This is a genomic window from Bradyrhizobium sp. S3.7.6 (assembly GCF_054061875.1).
On sequence record NZ_JBSSEQ010000004.1, the window covers coordinates 172609 to 197160 of the forward strand.

At 63.4% G+C, this 24552-nt stretch carries 24 protein-coding genes and 1 pseudogene; 4 read left to right on the plus strand and 21 right to left on the minus strand.

The window, feature by feature from the left end; genetic code table 11:
* The first annotated feature begins 43 nt into the window (after positions 1–43).
* Together ACVJ5M_RS46150 and ACVJ5M_RS46155 are read left to right on the plus strand one after the other, a co-directional pair.
* Positions 44–1837, plus strand: a complete 1794-nt coding sequence (locus tag ACVJ5M_RS46150) for an SDR family oxidoreductase (protein WP_354100381.1) — start codon at positions 44–46, stop codon at positions 1835–1837.
* 125 nt (positions 1838–1962) lie between these two features.
* Positions 1963–2202, plus strand: a complete 240-nt coding sequence (locus tag ACVJ5M_RS46155) for a DUF6894 family protein (protein ID WP_085400147.1) — start codon at positions 1963–1965, stop codon at positions 2200–2202.
* 54 nt (positions 2203–2256) lie between these two features.
* On the opposite strand, the pseudogene ACVJ5M_RS46160 reads toward ACVJ5M_RS46155, so the two are convergent.
* The 13 genes and pseudogenes from ACVJ5M_RS46160 to ACVJ5M_RS46220 form a co-directional block, all read right to left on the minus strand.
* A pseudogene (locus ACVJ5M_RS46160) lies at positions 2257–4661 on the minus strand (membrane-bound PQQ-dependent dehydrogenase, glucose/quinate/shikimate family).
* 5 nt (positions 4662–4666) lie between these two features.
* Positions 4667–5044: a c-type cytochrome gene (locus tag ACVJ5M_RS46165; RefSeq protein WP_085400145.1), complete on the minus strand. Its 378-nt coding sequence runs from the start codon at positions 5042–5044 to the stop codon at positions 4667–4669.
* A gap of 16 nt (positions 5045–5060) precedes the next feature.
* Positions 5061–5690, minus strand: coding sequence for a c-type cytochrome (locus ACVJ5M_RS46170; protein WP_456679779.1), 630 nt, complete (start codon positions 5688–5690; stop codon positions 5061–5063).
* Positions 5687–6526, minus strand: coding sequence for a substrate-binding domain-containing protein (locus ACVJ5M_RS46175; RefSeq protein ID WP_354098526.1), 840 nt, complete (start codon positions 6524–6526; stop codon positions 5687–5689). The genes ACVJ5M_RS46170 and ACVJ5M_RS46175 overlap by 4 nt, the downstream gene beginning before the upstream one ends.
* Positions 6510–8357, minus strand: coding sequence for a PQQ-dependent dehydrogenase, methanol/ethanol family (locus tag ACVJ5M_RS46180; protein ID WP_456679780.1), 1848 nt, complete (start codon positions 8355–8357; stop codon positions 6510–6512). Before ACVJ5M_RS46180 ends, ACVJ5M_RS46175 begins: the two co-directional genes overlap by 17 nt.
* Positions 8358–8464: 107 nt before the next feature.
* Positions 8465–9256, minus strand: coding sequence for a GlcG/HbpS family heme-binding protein (locus tag ACVJ5M_RS46185; protein WP_085400138.1), 792 nt, complete (start codon positions 9254–9256; stop codon positions 8465–8467).
* A 76-nt stretch (positions 9257–9332) separates the two neighbouring features.
* Complete coding sequence (locus ACVJ5M_RS46190) at positions 9333–10256, minus strand: cytochrome c oxidase assembly protein (RefSeq protein WP_354098524.1); 924 nt, start codon at positions 10254–10256, stop codon at positions 9333–9335.
* Positions 10244–10597 (minus strand): hypothetical protein, encoded by a 354-nt coding sequence (locus ACVJ5M_RS46195; RefSeq protein ID WP_085400135.1) that lies wholly within the window; start codon positions 10595–10597, stop codon positions 10244–10246. Before ACVJ5M_RS46195 ends, ACVJ5M_RS46190 begins: the two co-directional genes overlap by 13 nt.
* Positions 10594–11193, minus strand: coding sequence for a cytochrome c oxidase subunit 3 (locus ACVJ5M_RS46200; RefSeq protein ID WP_085400134.1), 600 nt, complete (start codon positions 11191–11193; stop codon positions 10594–10596). The genes ACVJ5M_RS46195 and ACVJ5M_RS46200 overlap by 4 nt, the downstream gene beginning before the upstream one ends.
* Entirely contained in the window at positions 11190–13097 is a 1908-nt protein-coding gene (gene ctaD, locus ACVJ5M_RS46205) for a cytochrome c oxidase subunit I (RefSeq protein ID WP_354098523.1), read from the minus strand. The genes ACVJ5M_RS46200 and ctaD overlap by 4 nt, the downstream gene beginning before the upstream one ends.
* A gap of 2 nt (positions 13098–13099) precedes the next feature.
* Entirely contained in the window at positions 13100–14110 is a 1011-nt protein-coding gene (coxB, locus tag ACVJ5M_RS46210; protein WP_354100379.1) for a cytochrome c oxidase subunit II, read from the minus strand.
* Between the two features lie 55 nt (positions 14111–14165).
* Entirely contained in the window at positions 14166–14390 is a 225-nt protein-coding gene (locus ACVJ5M_RS46215) for a hypothetical protein (RefSeq protein WP_085400129.1), read from the minus strand.
* 12 nt (positions 14391–14402) lie between these two features.
* Positions 14403–14525 carry a hypothetical protein gene (locus tag ACVJ5M_RS46220; protein WP_283808556.1) on the minus strand — a complete coding sequence of 41 codons (123 nt, stop codon included), beginning with the start codon at positions 14523–14525 and terminating at the stop codon, positions 14403–14405.
* A gap of 145 nt (positions 14526–14670) precedes the next feature.
* On the opposite strand from ACVJ5M_RS46220, the gene ACVJ5M_RS46225 reads away from it, so the two are divergent.
* Both ACVJ5M_RS46225 and ACVJ5M_RS46230 read left to right on the plus strand, forming a co-directional pair.
* On the plus strand, positions 14671–14895 hold the full coding sequence (locus ACVJ5M_RS46225) for a DUF6894 family protein (protein ID WP_354100378.1): 225 nt from the start codon (positions 14671–14673) through the stop codon (positions 14893–14895).
* A gap of 9 nt (positions 14896–14904) precedes the next feature.
* Entirely contained in the window at positions 14905–15375 is a 471-nt protein-coding gene (locus ACVJ5M_RS46230) for a metallophosphoesterase family protein (RefSeq protein ID WP_354098521.1), read from the plus strand.
* A gap of 156 nt (positions 15376–15531) precedes the next feature.
* Here the strand turns inward: ACVJ5M_RS46230 and ACVJ5M_RS46235 are convergent, their stop codons facing one another.
* Genes ACVJ5M_RS46235 through ACVJ5M_RS46270 form a run of 8 tightly spaced genes read right to left on the minus strand, consistent with a single transcriptional unit; the run spans position 15532 to position 24540 of the window.
* Positions 15532–16635, minus strand: coding sequence for a UDP-glucuronic acid decarboxylase family protein (locus ACVJ5M_RS46235; protein ID WP_354098543.1), 1104 nt, complete (start codon positions 16633–16635; stop codon positions 15532–15534).
* A 12-nt stretch (positions 16636–16647) separates the two neighbouring features.
* Positions 16648–17772 (minus strand): CgeB family protein, encoded by a 1125-nt coding sequence (locus ACVJ5M_RS46240; RefSeq protein WP_085400126.1) that lies wholly within the window; start codon positions 17770–17772, stop codon positions 16648–16650.
* Entirely contained in the window at positions 17769–18857 is a 1089-nt protein-coding gene (locus ACVJ5M_RS46245) for a CgeB family protein (RefSeq protein ID WP_085400124.1), read from the minus strand. Before ACVJ5M_RS46245 ends, ACVJ5M_RS46240 begins: the two co-directional genes overlap by 4 nt.
* Positions 18854–19981: a CgeB family protein gene (locus tag ACVJ5M_RS46250; RefSeq protein WP_354098520.1), complete on the minus strand. Its 1128-nt coding sequence runs from the start codon at positions 19979–19981 to the stop codon at positions 18854–18856. Before ACVJ5M_RS46250 ends, ACVJ5M_RS46245 begins: the two co-directional genes overlap by 4 nt.
* Positions 19978–21090: a glycosyltransferase family 4 protein gene (locus tag ACVJ5M_RS46255; protein ID WP_354124701.1), complete on the minus strand. Its 1113-nt coding sequence runs from the start codon at positions 21088–21090 to the stop codon at positions 19978–19980. The genes ACVJ5M_RS46250 and ACVJ5M_RS46255 overlap by 4 nt, the downstream gene beginning before the upstream one ends.
* Positions 21087–22373, minus strand: coding sequence for a TIGR04295 family B12-binding domain-containing radical SAM protein (locus ACVJ5M_RS46260; RefSeq protein ID WP_354100377.1), 1287 nt, complete (start codon positions 22371–22373; stop codon positions 21087–21089). The genes ACVJ5M_RS46255 and ACVJ5M_RS46260 overlap by 4 nt, the downstream gene beginning before the upstream one ends.
* Positions 22370–23428 (minus strand): NAD-dependent epimerase/dehydratase family protein, encoded by a 1059-nt coding sequence (locus tag ACVJ5M_RS46265; RefSeq protein WP_354100376.1) that lies wholly within the window; start codon positions 23426–23428, stop codon positions 22370–22372. The genes ACVJ5M_RS46260 and ACVJ5M_RS46265 overlap by 4 nt, the downstream gene beginning before the upstream one ends.
* The gene (locus tag ACVJ5M_RS46270; protein ID WP_085400116.1) at positions 23428–24540 is read right to left on the minus strand and encodes an NAD-dependent epimerase/dehydratase family protein; all 1113 of its coding nucleotides are present in this window, start codon (positions 24538–24540) and stop codon (positions 23428–23430) included. The genes ACVJ5M_RS46265 and ACVJ5M_RS46270 overlap by 1 nt, the downstream gene beginning before the upstream one ends.
* Between the last annotated feature and the right edge of the window lie 12 nt (positions 24541–24552).

The window sequence follows — 24552 nt, forward strand, 5'->3', positions numbered from 1 at the left end:
GGTGCTGCGGGGGTTTGAGCACGGTCTCAAAATGGAGCCGCTCATGCAAAGTTCCGATGGCGTTTTGTCAAGCGCCAGCCTGGCTCGGGTCACAGACCAAATCTGGATTGTAGATGACAAGCCAATCAATGCCGCCGGTCTGGAGCTGCCCGTCCGCATGGTCGTCGTCCGGCTGTCCAACGGTGATCTCGTGCTGCATTCGCCGGTGCGATATTCCTCCGACCTCCGTCATCAGCTGGAGCGCTTGGGTGCGATAAGATATCTGCTGGCGCCCAATATCGCGCACTGGATGTTCCTGTCCGAGTGGCAACGGGAACTGCCGCAAGCAAAGACATTCGCCGCCCGCGGCCTTTCGGCTCGCAGGCAAGTTCGCGCGGCGGGCATCCGCATCGACCGCGAACTGGGAGAGGTTACGCCGGAGGAATGGACCGCTGACCTGGAGACGGTGGCGGTGGATGCCCCGATGTTCTGCGAGATCGAGCTGTTCGACAAGCGCAGCCGAACGCTGATCCTGACGGATCTCGTGCAGAACCTCGATCCTGACCATCTCAGCGCGCCGAACGAGCTAGCTGCGAACCTGCTTGGCATCTCGAGGCCGGACGGCAAGGCGCCGGTCTACCTTCGTCTTCTGTTGCGCCTCGGTGGTCGTTCGGTTCGGGCCGCCGCTGAGCGGATGGTGAGCCTGGCGCCGGAGAGGGTGATTTTCGCGCATGGCGACTGGTTCCAGATAGATGGGACCGAGCGTCTGCGGCAATCGTTGCGCTGGGTTGTTCCTGCGGATGCCGCGAGGCGCGAACATGGACAGATGACCGGCACGCGTGTCGTCATCACCGGCGCCTCAAGTGGCATCGGCCGTGCAACCGCACTTGCGTTTGCTCGCAGAGGTGCAAGCGTGATCGTGGCGGCACGCCGGGGGGAGGTCCTGACGCGGCTTGCTGCTGAATGCGAGGCGCTGGGCAGCCGCGCATTGGCCATCCCGACCGATGTCACCGATGCCGAGGCAGTGCGCCGATTGGCCAAGCAGGCCGAAGACTCCTTCGGCGGCATCGACGTCTGGATTAACAACGCCGGCACCGGCGTTTTCGGGGCCTTCCAGGATGCGGATATCGCGCTTCATCGCCGGACCGTCGAGGTCAATCTCCTTGGCACCATGCATGGCGCCTTCGCGGTGCTGCCGATCTTCCTGCGCCAGAAGCGCGGTATCCTGATCAACAACATCTCGCTGGGCGGTTGGGCGCCGACGCCGTTCGCTGCGGCCTACACTGCGAGCAAGTTTGGTCTGCGCGGCTTTACCGCAAGCCTGCGCCAGGAGCTCCGCGGGCATCCCAATATCCATGTCTGCGGCGTCTTTCCTGCCATGGTCGATACGCCGGGCTTCGTCCACGGCGCCAACATGTCCGGGCGGACGCTCGATCCGGGTCCGCTGCTCTACCAGTCCGATGACGTCGCTCAAACATTTGTTCGCCTCGTACGTGCGCCTCGCGACGAGGTCGCGGTCGGCTGGCCTGCACGTGCAGGTCAAGTCGCCTATGCGATCGCTCCGGAGGTCACCGAGAATGTCGTGGGAGCAGCGTTCCACTTCCTGCTGTCGCGCGCGCGCCCCGCCAAGAGCAGCGAAGGCACCATGATGGATGCCGGTCCGCAAGGCAGATCGCTCGATGGCGGTTGGCTGGCGCGGAAGCAACTTCCGCCGGCCGGCGTGATCAGCAAGGGGATCGCGGTGCTCGGGATTGCGACCTGCATCGCCGTCGCCGCCTCGCAGGCTTTTGGCGGATCCCGAAGGAAGGCGCGGGTGAGGCGGCGCAGGGCCTCGTCCGGTGAGCCGAAGCGGACATGACAGATCGGCGCTTTCCTCGAAGACTACCGGCGCCGGCCGTGGCACGAGAAAGTGCCTTCGCGTGATCTAACTTGCTCCCTGGCACGTATCTTCCAGGGTAAAATCAAGCCGGTGGGAGATCGCGTATGACGCGGTACTATTTTCATGTTCTGGACGGCACCGCTGTCGCAGATGAGATCGGTGAAGAGTTTTCTGACATTCATGCGGCCAAGGCCGAAGCCGTCAAACTGGCCAGCGGCATACTCGCCGACGGGCTTGGGGAGACGTTTTGGCAGGGGCACCCTTGGCAGATCGTTGTCCGTGACAGCGCCTCGCCCGAACGTGGTCGTATCTTTTTCTCGCTGACCTTATCCGCCCAAGAGTAAGTGGTTGACGAAGACTTGTTCAATCACGGAGAAGGCTGACGGTCGGATCATCGCTCAACGTCGTGAAGACAGCGCATAAGCGCGGACATAGTCGCCGAGCTTGGTGCCGAACGAGCCGTGGCCGCCGTCCACCGTGACAACGTACTACCTGCCGCCGGCCTCGTAGGTCATCGGCGTCGACTGGCCGCCGGCGGGGAGGCGATCCTGCCAGAGTTGCCGGCCATCGCGGACATCGAACGCCCTGATGTAGTCATCCATCGTTCCCGTGATGAAGATGACGCCGCCCGCCGTCACGATCGGCCCGCCCAGCATGGGAACGCCCAGCTTGAACGGCAGCGGCAGCGGCGCCTGATCGCGGATCGTGCCGATGCGGTGCTGCCACACCACCTTGTGCGTCCTGAGATCGATGGCGGCGATATTGCCCCAGGGCGGTGCGAGGCAGGGAATGCCGAGCGGTGAAAGGAAAATGCCGAGATCGACGCCGTATGGCGCACCGTACATCGGCTGCACCCCGAGCTCCGTGCCCGGCGGATGCGCAGCGTTCGGCGCGGCCGGATTGTCTTTTCCGCGTGGCACCAGGCGCGAGATGAAGGGAATGGATTGAGGATTGGCGATGGCAATCTGACGCTTGGGATCGATGGCAATGCCGCCCCATTCGAACATGCCGAAATCACCGGGGAACACCAGCGTGCCCTGTTCGGACGGCGGCGTGAACGGGCCCTCGTAGCGCAGGCGTTTGAACTTGATGCGGCAGACCAGCTGGTCGAACATCGTGCTGCCCCACATCTGCGCATCCGTCAGCATGGCGCGGGGATGGAAGCTCAGATCGGAGAACGGCTGGGTCGGGGAAAGGCGGTCGCCGGGCGCGGCGCCTTGCGGCACCGGCTTCTCCGGCGCCGGCACCAGTTGATGTCCGTCGCGCCGGTCGAGCACGAAGATGTCGCCGGTCTTGGCCGGGATGTAGATCGCCGCCGTGACGCCGTTATTCGATCGCAGATCGAGCAAGCTCGGCTGCGAGGGCATGTCCATATCCCAGAGATCGTGGTGCACGTTCTGGAACGACCAGCGCAGTTTTCCGGTCAGATATCGAGCGCCACCAGCGCCGAATCGTAACGCTCTTTTTCGGGCGAACGACCGCCGCCCCAGATGTCCGGCGAGCTTGAGCCGAGCGGGACGTAGACGAGGCCCAGATTCTCGTCGATCGCCGAGATGCTCCAGGAATTCGGCGATCCCGCGGTGAAATGATGCGAGGCCGAGGGCATCTCGTTCGGGTCGGGATTGCCGGCGTCGAAGGCCCAGATCAACCGTCCGGAATAGATGTCAAAGCCGCGGATCACGCCTGATGGCACTCGGTCGGAATAATTGTCGATCACCGCGCCGCCGACGATCAGAACTTTGTCGGTCACGACGGGCGGCGAGGTGCCCTCGTAGAAACCGAGCGTCTGGATCTCGCTGCCCTCCTTGAGTTCGATCTGCCCGTGTTGGCCGAAACTCTCGCAGGGCTTGCCGCTCTGCGCATCCAGCGCGAACATCCATCCATCGTTGGTGGGAAGGAAAATGCGCTCCGCGCATTCGGCCGGAGCCGGCGTGCCATCGACCGTCGCTGCGCCGGGCTGGGTGGCGTGATAGGCCACGCCGCGGCAGGTCATGTGTTGGAAGGCCTTGTTGTGCTGGACCTGCGGATCGAACTTCCAGCGCAATTTCCCGGTGGCGGCTTCGAGCGCGAACACGATCTGGTGCGGCGAGCAGGTGTAGAGCAGATCGCCCACCTTGAGCGGCGTCGCCTGGTTGGTGATCTCGTCGGGATCATCCGGACCCTTGTGATCGTCGGTGCGGAATTCCCAAGCGAGCTTCAGGTTCTTGACGTTGTCCGCAGTGATCTCGCTCAGCGACGAATAGCGCGTGCCAAAGGCGCTGCCGCCATAGGCGGTCCAGTTCTCGCCAGCCGAGGTGGCGGCCGGCTCGGCGGCGATCGCGCCCGTTGTCTCGCTCGCCACCAATGTGCCGGCGAGGGCGTGCCGATCGCTGGTCAGGGAGACGGCCAGCACGGCGATGGCAGCGATCAGGACGACGCCGAGGGCGCGTCGCGCGATACGCCAGCGCGGGCCCAGATGGGCAGCAACGAACGGCAACATCAGCGATATGCCCAGGGGCACCAGCACATCGCCGCGCGGCGCCAGTGTCCAGAAATCGAGGCCGGCTTCCCAGATCGCCCACACCATCGTGCCGAGCAGCAGCGCCGCATAGACCCAGAGCGCCTCGGCGCGGCGGATCGCGAGCAGCCAGCTCGTGAGCAGCAGCATGGCGCCGGCGATCAGATAATACACCGAGCCGCCGAGCACGGCGAGCCAGGCTCCGCCGCCGGCAAGTGCAAGGCCCATGACCGCGACAACCACAACGGTGATGGCCAGCCACGGCGCGCTTCGAAACCAGTTTGTCGAACGATGGGTCGGAGTCATCTTGGCTACTTCAATGTATAGAGGAACGCCGCGATGTCGCGCGCGTCCTTCTGCGGGATGTTCATTTTCGGCATCGCGTTGCCGGGCAACGCGCGCTGCGGATCTTCGATCCAGTCAGCCATGTTGTCCGGCGAGTTCTGGATGTAGCCGGCAATGTAGGTCCGGGTGCCGACGCGATGCAGGGGCGGACCGACATTGCCTTCGGCTCCGGCGATGCCCGGAATATCGTGACAGCCGCCGCATTGATACTGCTTGACCAGGTCGGCGCCACGACGCGCGTCGCCCATGAAATTGTCCGGACCCGCAGCCTTGCCTTGCTCGCATGAAGCGGTCGCCAGGGCCAGCAGCGCGGCAATGAGCAATCGTGCGATCGGGCTTATCATCGGCGTCTCCGTCCAGTCAGGGCTTCTGGCCGAAATTGAAGTTCTTGGTCGCGGACCACGGATCTGTCGTCGAGACCTGTTCGGTCGGGACCTGTTCGACCTCGGGCGACAGCGGGTTTGTCGAAAAGGTTCGGCCCCATTGCCGGTTCGGCTCGTTGCTGAGCTTGCCGATATAAGTGACGAGATCCCAGATCACGCTGTCGGGCAGCACGCCGCCCCAGGCCGGCATTCCGTTCGGCCGTCCCTGGTAGATCGAAAGATAGATGTTCTCGGGCTGTGCTCCGTAGATGAAGGTGCTGTTGCTCAGTGCGGGCCCCATGCCGCCGCCGCCATTGGGGGCGTGGCAGCCGACGCAATTGAAATTGACGTAGTAGGTCATCCCGCGCTGCTCTGCATTCGGGTCGCCTTGCACGGGGTTCTTGATCTGCGGCGGGTCCGGCTGGGCGCCGGGATGGAGGTGGCTGAGCGGCACCTGCATGAAAACACCCGGCCCGCCCTTGCCGACGCTGCCGCCGAAATTGGGACGCGGCCCCGGTGCCGGCTGTTGCGCCTCCTGGGATTGCGGCAGGGTCTGCTGCGCGACTGCCCCACCGTTCGGTGTAGCCAACAGCAGTAGCGACAGGATACTTGCGCGCAACGACATCATTGGCCTCCTCCCGATGCCGTGACGGGCATATCGACCAGAGGCACGCCGTAGCTGCGCAGCAAGGCGTTGACCGCGGATCGGTGCTCGTCGATGAAGGCGTCGAGCCGGTCGCGCAGGGCGTGGTCGCCTTTGCGCACGCCCATCGCGATGGCGAACTGGAATTGCTGAGGCGCAAAGCGCTCGGTGTCGCGGATCGGCGTCACCGTCAGCGGCACCAGGGAGTGCTGCGCGAAGTAGCCCGCCAGCGGCCCCCAGGCGGCGGCGACATCGATGTCGCCGCTTTCGACCGCCTCGATCAGGCGCGCCGGCGGATTGGGCTTGCGATAATCGCCGTAGATGGAGTAGCCACGCACATTATCGACGATGCCCTGGTCGCCGAGGGCCTGCGCGGGCGGCGGATTGTTGCCGTCGTCGCCGATCAGATGCACGCCGATCGCCAGATGATGCAGGCGCGGGTCGATCAAAGAGGAGAGATCGAGCTGGCGGTCCTGGCGGGTGACGAAGACATAGGTCGAGCGATAATAGGGCTTGGTCGTCTCCACGAGATCATAGCCGGCGGGCACGCCCATCACCACGTCGCATTTGTCTGCCTTCAACGTGTTGCGGATGAAGCCGCGCCGCTGCGCCCACCAGGTGTAGGAGACCTTCTCGCTGAAATGGGCGGCCACCAAGGTGGCGAGCTTGTTCTCGAATCCCGCCTCGGCGCTGTTCGAGAACGGCAGGTTGTTCGGATCGGCGCAGACCCGAAGCGCGCCGTCAGCGGTTGCCGCTGCCGTCGTCGCGAGCGACAGAACAACGCCGGCAAGGATGGCAGCACGGCTATTTCGAAGGCGCATGGCTGTTGTCCTCACTATTCGCGCCGCCGAGCTTGAACACCAGCAGTTCGCTCCCGCCCGCGGTATAGAACGGCAGGTCCTGCGTGGCGCCGGTGAAACCCAGCGCGCCGTTGCGCACGCGCGGGTCGACCTCGGCATTGGCGACGACTCCCGGCCAGCCGCCCACGCCCGACAGGATCGCGATGTATTGCTGTCCGTCGGAGCCGCGATAGGAAATCGGCTGGCCGATGAATCCGGAGCCGGCGCGGAATTGCCAGAGAACATGACCATCCTTGGCATCCACCGCCTTGAACAGGCGATCCATGGTGCCATAGAAGGCGACGTCGCCGGCGGTTACCAGCGCACCGCTCCAGACCGGCAGCTTCTCATGGATCTCCCAGACCTTCTTGCGCGTAACAGGATCCCACGCCATGAACTCGCCGCGGTGTCCGCCGGGACCCGCGTACATGTCCACGTCGGCGCCGATATAGGGAGTGCCTGCGATGTAGCCGACCTGCGATGCCCTAAAGTTCATGCAGAGATGCTGATGCGGTACGTAGAGCAGCTTGGTGCGCGGCGACCATGCGGTCGGTTGCCAGTCCTTGGCACCCGGCGCGGCCGGACAGATATTCTCGACCGTCTTGCCGACCAGCGGCGTCTTCTCCTCGTTCGGGATAATCTTGCCGGTCTTCAGGTCGACGCCTTTGTAGCTGTTGACGAACTCATATGCGTCCGCCGAGATCACTTCGCCGGTGGCGCGATCCATCACATACATATAGCCGTTGCGGCCCGGGTGGATGAGAACCTTGCGCGTCTGTCCATTGAGCTCGAGGTCGACGAGCACGTTCTCGTTGATCTCGTCATGGTCGAACAGATCGTGCGGATTGATCTGGTAGGCCCATTTGGCGCGGCCGGTGTCGGGATCGCGCGCGAAGATCGTCGTGCTCCAGAGATTGTCGCCGCTGCGCTGGTTGGCATTCCATGGGCTCGGATTCGCCGTGCCGTAGTAGATCAAATTGAGTTCGGCATCGTAGGAGATCCATCCCCACATCGTGCCGCCGCCGACCTGCCAGCGGTCGGCGGGCCACGTCTTCACGCCGAGATCCTGGCCCCTGAGATTGTCGTAGAACGGTTTGAAGTCGTCGCCGATCAGAACGTCCTTGTCCGGGCCGGTCGCATAGGCGCGCCACGCGATGGCGCCGTTGTTTTCATCGAGCGCGGTGACCCAGCCGCGCACACCGAGCTCGCCGCCACTGTTGCCGACGAGCACCTTACCCTTGACCACCACGGGCGCCATCGTGATGGTCTCGCCCTTGTTGATCTCCCCGAGCTTGGTGTGCCACAGCTCCTTGCCGGTCCTGGCGTCGATCGCGACGGTGTGGTCGTCAAGCGTATTCAGGAATATCTTGCCGTTGTCGAACGCGAGCCCGCGGTTGACCACGTCGCAGCAGGCGACCCCCGCGGCTGCTGGCTCGGGCTTCGGTGCGTAGGACCACTTCAACTCGCCGGTGGTGGCATCGAGCGCGAACACGCGGTTGGGGTAGGGACCGGCATAGGGACTGACCACATACATGGTGCCGTCGACCACCAGCGGCGCCGCTTCCTGGCCGCGGTCGACGCCCACCGAGAACGTCCAGGCAAGCTGGAGACGCGACGCGTTGGACGCATTGATCTGGTCGAGCTCGCTGTAGCGGGTGTTGGCGTAGTCGCGCGCCGCCATCGGCCACTGGCCGGGGTCTTTCATGCGACCGGCCAGATCGCTCTGGGCCGAGGCCGCTGACATCAAGCAGCAGCAAGCGCAAAGGACGGCTGGAATTCCGGCGAGCAGACGCGTGAGACCACGCACTAACATAGGTAAAGATCTCCACGGCAGTGATGGGGCCGTGCGGCGTTGCAGGCCGGTTCGCGAACGTACAAACGCTGCGCCTCGGCTTGGTTCCAAAGAGCCGCCCGCGGCGGCTATCGCACCACGTTCCCTGAAACGCCGGCGCCGAGATCGACCCCGATCTGATCTTCCTTGCCGTTGCACTTGGGATGGCCAAATCCAGAAGGACTTTTGCCGTCCGGGCCGATGTCGTAGATAATCGCGTCCTTCATGTTGGGGCTGACGCCGGCCGGCACGTGGTCGAGCCCGAGCTGGTGACGCACGCGCCAGGCCACGTTGTGATCCGCGCAGGAGCTGTCGCCGCTGACGCCCAGTGCGCCCGCGATGCCGTTGCCGTCATAGAGCGCCAGCCCGCCTCCAAACACGATCGTGCCACCCACCGGCTTGCCCACCATGGGATCGTGCGCCGTGCCGAATTCCTCCGGTGCTCCCGCGTACAAGGCCTCCTGCGACGGAGGATTGCCGAGGGCTGCGCCGAACAGGAACCCGCCGGGTTGAGCGCCGGCATAGAGATTGGCCGTTGCCATCGCCTTGTCCTTAAGGCTGAACGCATTGGCGGTGTTGGCCTTCTCGGCTGCGATGGCCCGACTGCCGAGCCATTGGTCGTCGAGCTTGCCGCCACTATAGGCGACGGCGCAGACGATGCCCTGCCTGTTGACGACGGCAGCCCACTCGTTGTTGTCCAGGCCTCCGTTGCTGGGGCCTCCGCCCGGCTTCACGTTCTTCTTGAGCGTGTCGGCGAGCTGATCATGGTCGATCGGACAGGACAGCGCGGGATGGGGCTGGTCCTGAGCCAGGGAGCCGATCGGCAGCGAAGATGCCGCGGTCGCGAATGCAGCTGCCGCCATGACGGAGAGTTTACCCATATTGCCTCCGGTGATCTGACATTTTGCAGGCGAACGTCGGACCCGAACCTGCGGTTCCTATGAGGGGCAGCCGCTCTCAACCGGCATTTCGCGCGAGCGACAGGCGCGTATGAGCATCGTTGGCCGTCAGCCACCGATAGGCAAAGAACAGCGCCGCGCCCGTATAGAGGACGCCCATCGGCACCCACATCAGGATGCCCGCGAGCTGCTGATCTTCAAGCGGCGACAAGCCGAATTCTCCCGCGAATGCGCCCTGAGCAGGAATCCAGAGCCGCGGCGACACCGTCAGCAGCGCGCCCAGCACGCCGGAATGCAGGATGGTTATGAACAGGCAGCCGATCGCGATGCCGTCGCGCACGCGACTGCTCCGGTCCCGTCCGCGGCCGTACAGCAGCACCCACCAGAACAGCAGCGCCGTCGCAAAGAAGCTGATGTGCTGGAGACGATGCACCGCCGGATTTTCCAACGCACAGGCATACAGAGGTGGAACATGCCAAGCCCACAGCGCGGCGCCATGAAGCGTCGTGGCTGTGACGGGATGGCTGATGAAGCGCCATGGCACAGCCAAGACCGGCAGATTGAGAAGCCGGCCGGCGGCCGGCCGAAGCGAGGAAGGTTGGCTCCACAGCAGAGGGCCGTTGATCCGGGCATAGGCCATTAGCGGCGCGGCGACGACCATGAGCAATTCGTGCTCGATCATGTGGGCGGTGAACAGCCGCTCGCCGAGCCAGTGCAGCGGCGAGGTCGTGGCAAGCGCCGTGACCAGCCAGCCGGTCCAGAACGCGCCGACCTGGCGGAAGCTGACGCCCCGGCCGCCGCCGGCGTGTCGCCACAGCCGCTGTGTCCCGACATAGAAGCCGATGCCGACGGCGTAGAGCGGAGCGAGCAGCCAGGGATCGTAGCTCCAGAGCGATCCGGAATCGACCTCCGAGAGGCCGTGGGCCAAGGCCGGCTGCGCCAGCAGCCCGAGCAACAATATCGCAATCCTCAGCGCAGGCATGGGCTGATCATCAGTGAGGCGGCGAGCTGGTTCGCGATGACGAGCGCGAACAGCACGCCGCTGCCGACGCCGAGCCAGGCCATGAATGTCCTGGGTCCGCCGCCTTGTGCATCGGCCCATTCAGCACCGGCTCCGCGCCGAACCGCGCGGACCGAAATGGCGGCGCCCAACAGGGCGACGATTGCGAGAACGGCGCTCATGATCGCGCCGCTCATCCTGGTGTTCTCACAGGAGAAGTGCGCGAGCACGTAGACACCTTGCAGATTGATGCCCCATGCGAGAGGCCCAAGGGCAACACCGGCCCAATAGAGCAGCCTGGATCGTCCCTCAGCTTCGGTCATAGGCGCGGCACCCAATCGAGCAGGGCATAAAGCGGCAGCCAGGCGAGTACGACGAAATTCCAGTAGAACACGTTGTCCGTGACGTCGCTGAAACGGCGCGGTTTTGCGTGCCTTGTGAACATCAGCACCGCCAACACGACGGTGTCGCCGAGATCGGTGGCAAGATGGGTCGTGTGCAGGCCCAGAATGAGCCACACGATCGACCCGTAAGCGGAATTGTCCCAGCGGGTGTTGAGATGCGCGAATTCGAAGCCGCGCAAGACCAGCAACGCGATGCCGATCAGCGACATCACGATCAGACCGATACGCACTTTGGAAAGATCCTGCCGGTGTGCGGCGCGGTTGGTGAACTCGTTCGGAATGATGCTGAGCACGTAGATCACCGCCTCGGCGGTGCCCGGCCACAGATCGGGCGGCGGGGCCCCGATGGGCCAGCTCGGGTTGACCGAGTAGAGATAGAGATATGCGCCGATCGCAATCGCAAACCCCATGCCTTCGAGCGCCATGAATCCCATGGCGCCCCACCACGGACCACTGCGCGGACCGTAACCATAAGTCGGCAGGTCCGAGACATCGCGGACGATCGTCTGTCTCACTCTTCGTCCTCCTTGCTGCCGGTTGGCCAGAACCAGCCGATCAGGGCGATGGCCATCGGCGGCGTGCCCCACAGCACGGCCCAGGGTGTGAAGATCGACCCGATGAAAAAGATCGTCGTCGCGATTGCCGTGAGCAGCGGCCAGATGCTCGGCTCGGGCGATGCCTCGCGGATTTGAGGCTCGGCTTCCGCCAGCGAGGTCAGGAGAACCTCGCGACGCTCGGCACTGAGGCCGGCGACGACAGCCAGGCTCTCGCTGTCGGCCCAGAGCGGATCGCGATGTTTGACAACGGGAATCCGGTCGAAATTCTGCGGCGGGGGAGGCGAGGAGGTCGCCCATTCCAGCGTCGAGGCATTCCAGGGATTGTCAGCCGCAAGCGCACCCTTGCGCAGGCTGTAGATCACATTGACCACAAGCAGCGCGAAGCTGAGCGCGAACACGAACGAGCCGATGCTGGACAGCAGATTTAAATGGGCCCAGTCCATGTCGGCCGTATAGGTGTAGACGCGGCGCGGCATTCCGATCAGACCGAGAAAATGCATCGGAAAGAACGCGACGTTGAAGCCGACGAAGGCGAGCCAGAAATTCCAGAGCCCGAGCCGCTCGCTCAGCATGCGGCCGGCGATCTTGGGAAACCAGTAGTAGACCGCGCCGACCAGCGGGAAGACAGCGCCGCCGATCAGCACATAATGGAAGTGGGCCACGACAAAATAGGTGTCGTGCACCTGGGTGTCGATCGGCACCGAGGCGACCATCACGCCCGACAGCCCGCCGAGCACGAAGATCACGATGAAGCCGAGCACGAACAGCAGCGGAGTCCGGTAGACCGGCCGACCGTCCCAGAGCGTCGCCAGCCAGCAGAAGATCTGCAAGCCGCTCGGCACTGCGATCAGCATGCTGGATGCCGTGAACAGCCCGGCACCGAGTTGGGGCAGTCCCGTGACGAACATGTGGTGGACCCAAAGGCCGAACGACAGGAAGCCGGTGGCGATCAAGGAGAGAATAATGACGGGATAGCCGATCACGGGGCGGCGCGCGAAAGTGGCGAGGATCATCGACACCATTCCCGTTCCCGGGATGAAGATGATGTAGACCTCGGGATGACCGAAGAACCAGAACAGGTGCTGCCAGAGCAGGGGATGTCCACCCGAAGAGGGGTCGTAGAAGCGGGTGTTGACGAGGCGATCCAGGATCAGCGACGTCGATGCCACCATGATCGAGGGCATCGCGAACATCACCAGGAAGGCGGTGACCAGCATGGCCCAGACGAACAGGGGAATGCGATCGAGCGTCATGCCGGGCGCGCGGAGCTTGAACACGGTGACGACGATCTCCACGGCGACTGCCAGCGCCGCGACCTCGGTGAAGGTGATCATCTGCGCCCAGACGTCGGCGCGCTTGGTGGGTGTGAACTGAAGGCTCGAGAGCGGAACGTAGGAAAACCAGCCGACATCGGGGCCGACGTTGAACAGGAAGGAGATCCAGAGGAAGCAGCCGCCGAACAAAAACATCCAATAGCTGAAAGCATTCAGGCGAGGAAAGGCGATGTTCCGCGTGCCGACCATCAGCGGCACCAGATAGACGGCGAACGCCTCCATCACAGGCACGGCAAACAGGAACATCATGGTCGAGCCGTGCATCGTGAATATCTGGTTGTACTTGTCGGCCGAGAGAAACGTCTTCTCGGGCCCCGCCAGTTGAATCCGCATCAGAACAGCAAGGATGCCGCCGAGGAGCAGGAAGACGAACGCCGTGACGATGTAGCGGCGGCCCACCACCTTGTGGTCGACCGACATCAGCGCGCCGACCCAGCCGGACGGCGTTCGCCACACCCGTTCGAGCTGGCTGGAAAGCTGAAGGCCGTTCAGGACGTCGTCCCGCAACTCGTTTGGTTCAGCGGCCATGCTCACTTGAGCTGCTCCAGATAGTGAATGATCGCGATCATCTCGTCCGATTGCAGCGGCATCTTCGGCATGAGATTGCCGGGCTTGATGTGCTGGGGATCGGCGATCCAGGCGCCGAGCGTAGCCGGCGTATTCTGCAGCGTTCCGGCCGCAATCGTCGAGCGGCTGCCGATATGCGTGAGGTCCGGACCCAATTGTCCGCCGGCCATCGTACCGCTGATGTTGTGACACAGTGCGCAGCCGCGGCCGCGAAACAGCGCCTCGCCCCGTTTGCCGAGTTCATCCGCAGGGCGGTTCGCACTCTGGTTTTCATGGTCTCGCCAGCGGCCGAACTCGTCGGGTGGCAGCGCGATCACCGCGAACGCCATGTGGGCGTGCTGGATCCCGCAGAACTCGGCGCATTGTCCGCGATAGATTCCAGCGTTCTTCGCCGTGAATTGCAGCTCGTTCTTCTGCCCGGGGATCAGGTCCATCTTGCCGGTCAGGCTCGGCACCCAGAAACTGTGGATCACGTCGGCCGATTCCAGCTCCAGTTTCACCGGCTCGCCGGTGGGGACTCGGATCTCGTTGGCCGTCACGAAACTCTGGTGCGGACTGTCGGCCTCATAGCGGACCTCCCACCACCATTGGTGGCCGATAATCTTCAGCGTATGGGCCTTCTCGTCCTTGGCGAAAACGGTGCGCTGCCCGGCATAGCTGACCAGCGAGAGCCCGAGCACGATGATTGTGGTCGCAACGCCAAGCGCGAGGACCACGCGCCCGGAACGCTGTTCGAAAGATTGGTGCAGATCCAGCGGCTGATCGGTCGCGCGTTTCCGGCGCAAAAGTCCGATGCCCAAGACGATCACGACGGCGGTCCAGACGATCGCCGCGACGATGACAAAGATGAGCAGCGTGTACCGGATCTGGTCGGATTGCAGCCCCTGCGGGTCGAGCGCCGACTGCTGGCCCGCGCACGCAGCAAGCGGCCAGGACATGCATGGCACCAGAACTCTTCGCAACCAAGCTGCCATAGGCGCTCGCCGAACTCCACTTCGGAGGCGGAACCGGCCAATTTTACAAAGGTTCCTATTCGCTGCTGGAGCGATTTGCGGAGCTCGAGCCGCCCAACTCCGGAATGTCGGCTAGCGCGGAGGCGGCGGACCCGAGCTCCCGGATGACGCTGAAGGTGCCGTCGGCCTCGAGCACGATCGCACCCACATCCTCAAGCGCGACATAGGTGACGGTCGTTCCGATCGCGGTTCTCAGGAGCGGCGTCCAGCCCTGGAAGAGGATATGTCCGACATCTGGCATGGAGCGGCCGGACTAGAATGGCCAGCCCTTGGCGGCGATCACGATCGCCGCATCGCCGGCAGCCATCAGCAGCAGCACGGCGAGGGTAGCGATCAGCGCGCCGGGCTGGGCAAGCACGCGCAATTCTTCCAGCATGAGTTGGCTCCCGAGATCGATCTTTCGATCAGCAATATTACTGCGACAAAGAGGTTCCTGTTCTGAGTTGGTATGGCGGCGAGCGGGCGTTTCGCGCCGGAACGAAGCCGCGATACCGGGCGTTCCTGACTGGAAACTCGACGGATTGCACCTGCCGCGCTATCATTTCGATTTGGTGGATTCCAAGACGGTGACCGACGAAGGAGGCGCCGAGCTCCCGGACGACATCCGGGCGCTGGATGTTGCCGAAGAGATTGCACGGCGGCTTCGGAAGGAGAGTCCCGAGCTTCAGGGTCATCATTTCTCGATCCTCGTCACGAACCAGGACGGTGAGGAGATCGGCCGGGTCTCTCTGGACGTCCTGCACTGAAAGCGCGGCATGTCATTCTTGATCGGCGTGATCTCCGACACGCACGGACTGCTGAGGCCGGAGGTGGAACGCTGCCTTGCCGGGGTGTCCCACATCATTCATGCCGGCGACATCGGCGCCCCCGAAATTATTGAGGCGCTTCGCCGAATTGCGCCGGTCACTGCGATCAGGGGAAATGTCGACCAGGGGGCATGGGCACAATCCTATCCTGAGACTGAAACCCTGCGATTGGGCGGTCACTGTCTCTACATCTTGCACGACCTCAACGCTCTGAACGTCGTCCCGGCCGATCTCGGCATCGACATCGTGGTGTCGGGCCATTCCCATCGCGTGCAGATCAGCAGCAAGGACGGCGTGCTTTACCTGAATCCGGGAAGCGCCGGGCGGCGCCGGTTCAAGCTGCCGATCACACTGGCAACGCTCGAACTGGAGAAGGACCACCCGCTCAGTCCCGTCATCAACGACCTCGACCCTGCCTGACGGAGCCAGGGCAAGGATCAAGCGTCGGCCGGATCAAGTGGCCGCGGGCGAGGATCGCATCATCCGCCTGTTTTGCCCGACGTGACAAGCGCAAATTTGCAAAATCCGTAATTGTCTCCTAACGAGCGGACAAGTCGTTGATTTTGTTGGTCCCGGCTACTGTGCATGGGGTTGTTTCAAGTTTTTCAGGACGTCGTCACGACGCTCCGCAAGGGTCAGTCGTCCGCGTGCCGTCCGCGCCGTCCTGCTCGCGGCGATCGCCGGCGTCAGCGCCGGCGCATCTGTCGCAAGGCGAAGCGAAAAATAGGCGATCGTCGCCTGCAGCCCGTCCTTCAGCGCCACGCGCGGACGCCATCCCAGTGACCGCTCGGCGATGTCGATGACGGGCTTGCGACGCTTGGGGTCGTCCTTGGGCAGCGACTCGAATCGAAGCGGAGACGTGGAACGGGTGTAAGACACGACTTCGCGGGCGATCGCTTCGATCGTGACTTCATGCGGGTTGCCCAGGTTGCATGGCCCGGTGACCGCGGCCGGGCTCTCCATCAAAAGCTGCAATCCGCGCACGAGGTCGTCGACGAAGCAGAAGCTCCTGGTCTGGGTCCCGTGGCCGTAGATCGTGATCGGTTCGCCCCGGAGGGCCTGTACGATGAAGTTCGAGACGACCCGTCCGTCGTTCTCGAGCATGCGTGGTCCATAGGTATTGAAAATGCGTGCGACCTTGATCTCGACTCCGTGCTGCCGGTGGTAGTCGAACATCAGTGTCTCTGCTGCGCGCTTGCCTTCGTCGTAACAGGCGCGTGGACCGATTGGATTGACGTTGCCGAGGTAGGATTCGGGCTGAGGATGGATTTCGGGGTCGCCGTACACCTCGCTGGTAGAGGCCTGAAGCACGCGCGCCGATTTTCGGCGCGCAAGCTCAAGCATGTTCATGGTGCCAATCACGCAGGTGTTCATCGTGCCGATCGGATCGCTCTGGTAATGGCGCGGCGAGGCCGGGCAGGCGAGGCTGTAGATCCGATCGATGCTCTCGTCGATCTCCAGCGGTTCGCGCACGTCGTGCTCGATGAATCGAAAGTTCGGATGGTTGAGCAGTGGCCGGATGTTTGCGATGGTGCCGGTGAACAGATTGTCGAGACAAATGACCCTGTTCCCGCGCTGTAGAAGCGCATCACACAGATGCGAGCCGATGAAGCCGGCACCGCCTGCGATCAGCGCCGTGGAGGTCGGGCGCGGGGCACGAACGCGAGTCTGGAACGTCATATTCATCTCCCTTCAGAGCTCGGCGACCTGCACCGGCCGGATTTCAGGCAACCTCTTTGATTTCCGATGGCGCCGCGCGGAAGCCTCCAAATAATATGTTTCCAGTTGCTGCGCCCGGTGATCTGAGGTGTGATCGGCAAGCACGCGCCTTCTCGCGTTCTCCGCAATCGTGCACCGGCGTTCTTCAGGCATGTCCCGCAAGATCTGGACCACCTCGTTTGGATCCGAGGCGATGAGGATTTCAGACGACGGATCGAATATCGTTTCAATGCCCGGCCATCGGTCCGAAATGATCGGGGTGCCGCAGGCTGCCGCCTCGAACAGACGAACGCTGGGCGAGAAGCCGAGGGCGCGCATGTCGCTGCGGGTCGCATTCAGGGTGAAGCGCTGCTCGGAATAGAACGTCGGATGATGCTGAGGAGTGAGATGCTCGATGCGGGTCAAATTGTCGGGCCAGCTGATATGCTCCGGGTACTGCGCGCCCGCGACCACGAACTGCTCTGCCGGAAGGGCTCGGGCAGGAGCCAGAAGCAATTCCTCGAGAACGGGCTGCCTGTCGTCGCTGTAGGTTCCGAGGTAACCCAACGACCATTTCCGCTCCGCCCGCCTGGGCGCATACCGCTTCGTGTCGGCGCTACAGTAGAGAACGCGCGCCAGCGGGCTGCCGAAATTCTCCTCGATCATCTGTGGGACCGGGCCGCCGGTAAAGGACAGATACAGATCGAAGCGCGGGATCATAGCCGCCGATAGATAATCCAGCCCTTGCTCGATGCGAGCCAGCGTGACCGGCGTATCGATGTCGTAAAAGGCCGTTATTCCCCGGGCGTGGCTCGTCACCCAGTCGGAAATCGCGATGCCGTCTGGCACGTACGAGCCGACGATCACCAGATCGGCGGCGCGGACGAGGGGTCCGAAGCGGAGGGGAACGTCACTGAGCGATTCGTAGAGGTGCACGTTCCACGCGGAAGGGCTGACCAGATCGCGATGGTTCCGATACCACGCGGCGTCGCGCTCGAGGAAGGTGACGCGATGGCCTCGCTGTGCCAGGGCCTCGATCAGGGCGCGATAGGTCGTGGCATGACCGTTGCCCCATGAGGATGTGACCGAAAGACCGATGACGACGATGTTGAGGTTCATTCTGCTGCCTCGACGCGTGAGCTGCTTCCGACAAAGAGTTCGTGGAACTGGCGTGCGCGATGCCGGTAAGTATGGAGATCGAGGATGCGCGCGCGGGCGCGGCCGGCGATTGCCCGAGCGCGATCAGGCGTCAGAGTATTGATGTGGTCCGCCACCTCCGCTGCTGTCGCCGCGACGAGGACCTCCCGGCCCGGTTCGAGAAAATGATCGATGCCCTCCCATTGGTCGGTAATGAGGCAGGCGCCGGCGCCGACGGCCTCGAAGACGCGTGTCGGCGGCGAAAAGCCGTAGCGTGCCATGCTGTCGCGATTGACGTTGAGCGTGGCAAGAGCCGAGCCGAAGAAGCCGTTGTGATCGGCGGTGCCGACGTGTCCGACCTTGCACAGATTGGCCGGCGTGTCCTTGGTCTCCCAGCCGGAGCCGCCGAGCACGAAGCTCCTTTCCGGCAGATGACGCGCCACCTCGATGAAGAACCGCTCGACGCGTTGCTCGCGATCGGGGAGCCGGTTTGCGAGCAGGCTCAGATCGCAGCTGAACCGCGGAATTCGTGGCGTCGGAAAATGCGTGGCCGGATCGAGCGCGTTGTAGATCGGGACGCAGTCGCGCGCGCCGATGATGCGGTATGCAGACACGACCGGGTCGCCGCCGCCATAAGTCAGCACCATATCGTAGGACGCAATGGCACGACGCAAATGGTGCTGGGGATTCTGGTGCATCGCTTCGAGCGTGGCGGGGGCGTCGACATCCCAGTAGACACGCATTGCTCTCGTTGGGATGGTCGCGGTCGCGATTTCGAGCTCCTCATCGAAGACGCCGACGCCGCTGGCCTTGACCAGCATGTCTGCGGATTTGGCGGCGGCTTCCAGGCTGCTGCGCCAACCGTCCGACGTTGCCGGATAGACGATCACGCGCGCCCAGTCGGGGTCGTCGATGTCGCGATGCGCCTGCCGTTCGAACGCGTCCGGCTCGAAGAAGGTGATCTCGTGTCCGAGCGCCGCAATCTGGTTCAGCATGCCGCGATAGTAGGTCGCAGCGCCGTTCCAGTAGGACGATACGAGGCTCGATCCGAAGAAGCAGATCTTCATGCCACGGCTCCGATATCTGGCATGCACCGGGGCTGGCCCGGCGCCCGGATGCCCTGCACGATGTCAAGCAGCTGTTGCGTCCGATGACGGCAGGTATGCTTTTCCCTGATCACACGCAGTCCGGTTCGTACCATCGCGGACGACATCTCGCGGTCATCCAACAGCGTGCGCAGTGCACGTTTCATCTGCGCGCCATCCGTAACGCTCAGATAGACGCCCTCGGGAAACAGGCCCTCCGCATCGGACCATGGCGCGGAGACCAGTGGGATGCCGCACGCCATCGCTTCGAACACGCGGATGGTAGGTATCCCCGGAAGAGACCGGACATAGGGCGCCCGCGGCACATGCACCGTCGTTCGTGCGCTGGCAAAGGCTGCGGGAGCCCAGTGGGCCGGCAGCCAGCCGCCGTATCGGATGCCGGCCGCCCGAATGGTATCGAGAGCGGCGTCGGAGTAACGGACACCGTAGATGCTTGCCCCGAGCTTCAAGTCTGCGACCGGTTCAACCAGAAACTCGTTGAGTTCGGCGCCGCGCTCGCCATCGCCCCAATTGCCGATCCAGATCAGATCGTCCGTGCGCGCGATATCCGGCAGGGGATGGTACAGGGCTGTATCCGCCGCCTCGTGCCAGGTGAAGGCGCGATCCGCCCATCCGAGCTTCAGGTAGATCTGCCGAAGCACCTCGCCGAAGGCAAGCACGCCATCGAATCCATCAAGGTTGAATTGCGCGAGTTCGTCCGGGGCACTGACCGCGCGGTGGTGGGTATCGTGAAACAGCAGGGTGTAGCGAGCCCCTTGCGCGCGCCGGCGTCCGAGCTGCGCGATCAGGTCGGGGGAATTCCACTCGTGGACGATCACAAGGTCTGCGCCGTCTGTGGCGTCGTCGAGATCGAGGAACGCGTCATAGCGGCGGATACCGATCCCAGGCAGCAGCCCCGGGATGTCATCCAGGGCACGTTGACCGCCTTCTCGTATGGCATTCAATCGGCTCCAGCCGTCGATCGGCTCGAAGACAATCACTTCGTGGCCCAGCGCGTGTAGCGCGCGGGCGTAACCTCGGAGAAAGTGTGCGTTGCCGTTGTTCCAGCACGAGGTGAACGCATGGTAGAACAGGATGCATTTCATGCCCGCACCTCGATCTGGTCGTCTGGCGTCATGGTGATTTTCGATGGGAGTAGGCTCTCATACAGTTTCATGTACGCGCTCGTCATTCGCGCCTGCGAATAGGTGAGGGAATGCTCATAGGCAGCACGCTGAAGCCGCGCGCGCTCGCGCGCCTCATTGCAGAGATCGGCGAGCGCGCTATGCAGCGCGTCGGCGTCGGCCGGATCGACGAAGATGGCGGCTTCGTTCCAAAGCTCCCTGAACGTCGGGATATCGGACAGCACGAGCGCGCAGCCGGCTGCCGCGGCCTCCAGAACAGACAGGCCGAACGGCTCGTAGAGCGCCGGGCTGACGAAAATTGCAGCATGCCGCAGGCGGGTGTGAATGGCTTCGGGCGGCAAGTGCCCCAGCCATGTCATCGAAGCGGACGGGGTCGCATCGGCGGCGCCGGCGACCTCGACAGGCCAGGCCAGTCGATACGCTGCCGCCGCCAAGGCTTCGATGTTCTTGGCGCGATCCCAAAGCCGTCCCGCGGCGAGGATCCGGTCCTGCTTTTTTCCGACGAAATCGCCCGGTGCAATCCCGTTCCAGATTACCGTGCCTCTGGAGCGAGGACGGTAAAGTTCGCTGATCACGTCGTGGAAGGATTGACTCGGGCACACCCAAGCCTGCGCCACATCGAGAGCCGCACCAACATGCTCGGTGTAGAGCCGCCATCGCGGCTGCTCAAGCCACGCCGTATCCCGGCAGGCCTGTGCCCATGAATTGACGCAGGAATGCGCCACGACGACCGTCGGTTCGTGCCAGCCGAAAGATGCTTCGCGGAAGCTGTTGAGGTGGACGACATCCGGTCCAAGCTTGGCCTCGAGGCCGGCTAGCACCCGGCTCGCGTCCGCTACATTCCGGCCTTCCGGATCCTGCCACTCGAGCGCGAGGTCCGTCTCGATCAAGCGCACACCGGACCGCTCCAGCCGGCCCCGCTCCTCGGTCCGCGCGCGAGGACCCATCGTCACCAGGGTGACCTCGACACCGGCGCTTGCGAGATCGGAGGCGAGACCGCGGGAATAGGTCCACACGCCTCCCACGGTGTCGGTGGTCATCATGAGCCTGATGTTCGAATTACGGCTCATCGCGCCACCTGGAGTTCGAGCGCATCGAGCGGGACGGGGCGATCGTTCTGGACGTCGCTGAACCGGTCGAACATCGCAAGGTAATGTTGATGCGCGCGCTCCCAAGCGAAGTCGTCGGGCTCACCCCACAATTTGCGATAATCCGGGGATCCCGGATACGGATAGAGCGGCACGGGGTCGTTGGCCCAGACGCCTGCGTCCTGCATCTGGCGGCGCCAGCGCTGCACGACCGGATCATCATCCTCGGGCACTTCGATCAGGTTGGCTTGCACGAATGGAACGTGACGACGCGCTTCGGTCAACCGCTCGGCGAGCTGATCCGTCGTCATCTTGCAATTCTTGGCAAGCGCGGCGCGCCCCTCAACCGTCAGGCTCTCGATCCCGGCTTCGATCGAAACGCAACCGGCGCGGCCGAGCAGGGCCAGCATGTCTGGCTTCCAAAGATCGATCCGCGTCTGTATGCCGAACTTCAGCCCCCGCGTGGTCAGCGCTTGCAGCAGTTCGGCGTTGGGCAGAAAGATCTCATCGATGAAGTAGGCGTACTCAATGCCTTGATGGCGGAGGCCGTCGATCTCATCGAGGATCACTCCGAAAGGACGCTTGCGATAGGCATTGCGGAAATTCTCCTTGGCGCAGAAGGTGCAGCTGTAGGGGCAGCCGCGTGATGCCTCGACTTCGGCGCCGGGAGCAAGCGGCTCGGCTTCAAAGCGATGATGGTGGTGATGATGCCGCCGGATCATCTCGTCGGGCCAGCGCAGCGGCGGTTGATCCGTGAAGCGAGCGGCCTGTGGTCCCCCATTGATTCGGACTGAGGTTCCATCCGTAAAGCAAAGGCCGGCAAAGTCGCGTTCGCCGTTGGCCAGGCGAAGCAAGGACGTCTCGCATTCGCCCATGACGACGATGTCGGCGCCGAGCTTCTTCAGCGCCGCCTTCGGTGTCGTCGAGCCATGGGGGCCGACCGCAACCAGGATTGGCACGAGGTCTCGAACCGCAAGTGCGAGTCGCTGCGGCACGCGAAGCTCGGGGGGCGCGCAACGCCAGAACAGGTAGGTTGGAGCCGTGGTCATGGCGATCAGATCTGGACGGAACGCTCGGAGCTCTGCGTCGATATCCGCGAGCGACAGATCGAACATGTGGGCATCGAGCAGCAGCGTCTCGTGCCCGGCCGCCTTCAGATGATGCTCGGAAATACCAAGCTCGAGCGGTAGGTGAGGCGATCGGCAGCCGAAATAGATGCTGCCGCCGAACTCCCAGTTGGGATTGATGAGCGCGACGCGGGTCATGCCATGGCCTCGCGGCTGCCGTCTGACGATCCGAAGCGGCTGTGCAGCCAAGTGTGGAGCGAGCGGAGGCCTTCCGCAATCTCGATCTTGGGCGCCCAACCGAGCGCGTCGGACAGGGCGCTTGTATCCGTGACGTACCAGGGCTGATCGCCGGGACGCCAATCAGCGAAGCTGTAGGCAACGCCTCTACCGGTCAGGTCACCGATCTGGTCGATCAATTCCAGCAGGCTGATGGCGTTGCGAGGACCGCCGCCAAGATTGAACACACGCCCCTGTACCCGATCAATCCGGTCGAGCGCCGCGAGCCAGGCGCCGACCGCATCCGAGACATGGAGCGCGTCCCTAACCTGCTTGCCGTCGCCGTAGATCGTGAGCGGATTGCCTCGGATCGCGCTCAGCAGAAAGTGCGCAATCCAGCCTTGATCTTCAGTGCCGAATTGACGGGGGCCGTAGATGCAGCTCATTCGCATAACGACTGTACGAAGGCCGAACACGCGGGCGTAATCGTGAACGTACTGATCCGCCGTGCCCTTTGAGCAACCATAGGGGCTGTAGAAGTCGAGCGGTGTGTGTTCCGAAACGCCGGCAGCCAGAACATCACTCCTTGGCGCATAGCGCGAGCCGATCAGCCCGATCGAGCTGTCGTCGATCATGCGGCCGTACACCTTGTTGGTCGAGGCGAAGATCACGGGCGCGAGCGGATTATGCAGGCGTATGGTCTCAAGCACATTCAATGTACCGCGCGCATTGATCTCGAAATCGGAAGCGGGATCGTTCACGCTTTCGGTGACGGCGACTTGTGCGGCCAGGTGCAGCACCGCGCGAGCATCGCGCACGGCGTCGATGACGGGGATCGGTTCGCGGATGTCGGCGATCGTGACCGCCACCCGGTCGCCGTGCCTGGACTTGAGCCATTGCGCATTTTCACGTACCCCGGCGCGGGCGAGATTGTCCAGCACGGTGACGTTTTCACCTCGCTCGGCAAGCCGATCGGCCAGATTGCAGCCGATGAAACCGCAGCCGCCGGTGATTAGGACGGGTCTATTGTCAGTCATCACGCAACCAATCCTCGCTGCAGCAACTCGCCGGTGGCTCGCTCGGCCTGATCGTCGGCGATCTGGTCGGCAAGGTACTCCGCAAGCTCCTCAAGGCCGTCCTTGAAGCCGACATGCGGCACGAAGCCGAGCACGTCGCGAGACTTTCCGATGTCGGCGAAGCAGTGACGGATGTCGCCTGCACGATATTTTCGTGTGATCTCGGGTTGGATGTCAGGCCGTCCCATCACGTCGGCGAGATCCTGCGCGACCGAAAGGATGTTGCGGCTTTGCCCTGAGCCGACGTTGAAGACGTCCTGGGCGTGATCAGCCTCGAGTGCCATGCGGCACGCACGAGCGACGTCGTGCACATGCACGAAATCGCGGCGCTGAAGCCCGTCCTCGAACACGAGCGGTGGCCGTCCATTAAGCAGCCGCGCGGCAAAGATCGCGAGGACCCCAGTATAGGGGTTCGACAAGGCCTGGCGGGGACCAAATACGTTGAAGAAGCGCAGTGCCACAGTTGGAATGCCATAGGCGTTTCCCGTGATCAGGCACATCCGCTCCTGCGCATATTTGTTCAGCGCATAGATCGAACTCAATGTCGGCTGCTTGGTCTCGGGCGTCGGAAGGGGCTCAAGCGGATCGCCGGCCAAGTCGTGCAATTCCCAGTCGCCGCGGCGAAGCTGTTCGATCGGTCGTTCGTCACAGACGAGGACGCTCTGATCGGCGCTGCGATAAAGGCCTTCGCCATAGATGCTCATCGAGGAAGCCACAACCAGCCGTTCAACTGGACGCTTTGACAACGCCTGCAGCAGTACGGCAGTGCCAAGTTCGTTGGTCCTGACATAGGGTTCGATGTCGTACATGCTCTGGCCGACGCCTACCGCGGAGGCGAGATGCAGTACCATGTCGGCCCCTCGCAAAGCGTGTTCGACGGCGCTGGCGTCGGTCACGTCTCCAACGACCAGCTCCGCATCGGCAGCGAGATAGGAGGGCCGCTGACGGTTGCCGCCGTGAACCTGTGGCGAGAGATTGTCGAGCAGCCTGACCTCATAGCGGGCCGCCAACAGACCATCGGCCGCGTGGGATCCGATGAAGCCTGCGCCACCCGTGATCAGTACTCGCGTCATTCACCGCTCCGT

Bases quoted from the DNA above. Each gene is read 5' to 3' on its own strand.
- ACVJ5M_RS46150 (WP_354100381.1), top strand. From the start codon at position 44: ATGCAAAGTTCCGATGGCGTTTTGTCAAGCGCCAGCCTGGCTCGGGTC.
- ACVJ5M_RS46155 (WP_085400147.1), top strand. From the start codon at position 1,963: ATGACGCGGTACTATTTTCATGTTCTGGACGGCACCGCTGTCGCAGAT.
- ACVJ5M_RS46165 (WP_085400145.1), bottom strand. From the start codon at position 5,044: ATGATAAGCCCGATCGCACGATTGCTCATTGCCGCGCTGCTGGCCCTG.
- ACVJ5M_RS46170 (WP_456679779.1), bottom strand. From the start codon at position 5,690: ATGATGTCGTTGCGCGCAAGTATCCTGTCGCTACTGCTGTTGGCTACA.
- ACVJ5M_RS46175 (WP_354098526.1), bottom strand. From the start codon at position 6,526: ATGCGCCTTCGAAATAGCCGTGCTGCCATCCTTGCCGGCGTTGTTCTG.
- ACVJ5M_RS46180 (WP_456679780.1), bottom strand. From the start codon at position 8,357: ATGTTAGTGCGTGGTCTCACGCGTCTGCTCGCCGGAATTCCAGCCGTC.
- ACVJ5M_RS46185 (WP_085400138.1), bottom strand. From the start codon at position 9,256: ATGGGTAAACTCTCCGTCATGGCGGCAGCTGCATTCGCGACCGCGGCA.
- ACVJ5M_RS46190 (WP_354098524.1), bottom strand. From the start codon at position 10,256: ATGCCTGCGCTGAGGATTGCGATATTGTTGCTCGGGCTGCTGGCGCAG.
- ACVJ5M_RS46195 (WP_085400135.1), bottom strand. From the start codon at position 10,597: ATGACCGAAGCTGAGGGACGATCCAGGCTGCTCTATTGGGCCGGTGTT.
- ctaD (WP_354098523.1), bottom strand. From the start codon at position 13,097: ATGGCCGCTGAACCAAACGAGTTGCGGGACGACGTCCTGAACGGCCTT.
- coxB (WP_354100379.1), bottom strand. From the start codon at position 14,110: ATGGCAGCTTGGTTGCGAAGAGTTCTGGTGCCATGCATGTCCTGGCCG.
- ACVJ5M_RS46215 (WP_085400129.1), bottom strand. From the start codon at position 14,390: ATGCCAGATGTCGGACATATCCTCTTCCAGGGCTGGACGCCGCTCCTG.
- ACVJ5M_RS46220 (WP_283808556.1), bottom strand. From the start codon at position 14,525: ATGCTGGAAGAATTGCGCGTGCTTGCCCAGCCCGGCGCGCTGATCGCT.
- ACVJ5M_RS46230 (WP_354098521.1), top strand. From the start codon at position 14,905: ATGTCATTCTTGATCGGCGTGATCTCCGACACGCACGGACTGCTGAGG.
- ACVJ5M_RS46235 (WP_354098543.1), bottom strand. From the start codon at position 16,635: ATGACGTTCCAGACTCGCGTTCGTGCCCCGCGCCCGACCTCCACGGCG.
- ACVJ5M_RS46240 (WP_085400126.1), bottom strand. From the start codon at position 17,772: ATGAACCTCAACATCGTCGTCATCGGTCTTTCGGTCACATCCTCATGG.
- ACVJ5M_RS46245 (WP_085400124.1), bottom strand. From the start codon at position 18,857: ATGAAGATCTGCTTCTTCGGATCGAGCCTCGTATCGTCCTACTGGAAC.
- ACVJ5M_RS46250 (WP_354098520.1), bottom strand. From the start codon at position 19,981: ATGAAATGCATCCTGTTCTACCATGCGTTCACCTCGTGCTGGAACAAC.
- ACVJ5M_RS46255 (WP_354124701.1), bottom strand. From the start codon at position 21,090: ATGAGCCGTAATTCGAACATCAGGCTCATGATGACCACCGACACCGTG.
- ACVJ5M_RS46260 (WP_354100377.1), bottom strand. From the start codon at position 22,373: ATGACCCGCGTCGCGCTCATCAATCCCAACTGGGAGTTCGGCGGCAGC.
- ACVJ5M_RS46265 (WP_354100376.1), bottom strand. From the start codon at position 23,428: ATGACTGACAATAGACCCGTCCTAATCACCGGCGGCTGCGGTTTCATC.
- ACVJ5M_RS46270 (WP_085400116.1), bottom strand. From the start codon at position 24,540: ATGACGCGAGTACTGATCACGGGTGGCGCAGGCTTCATCGGATCCCAC.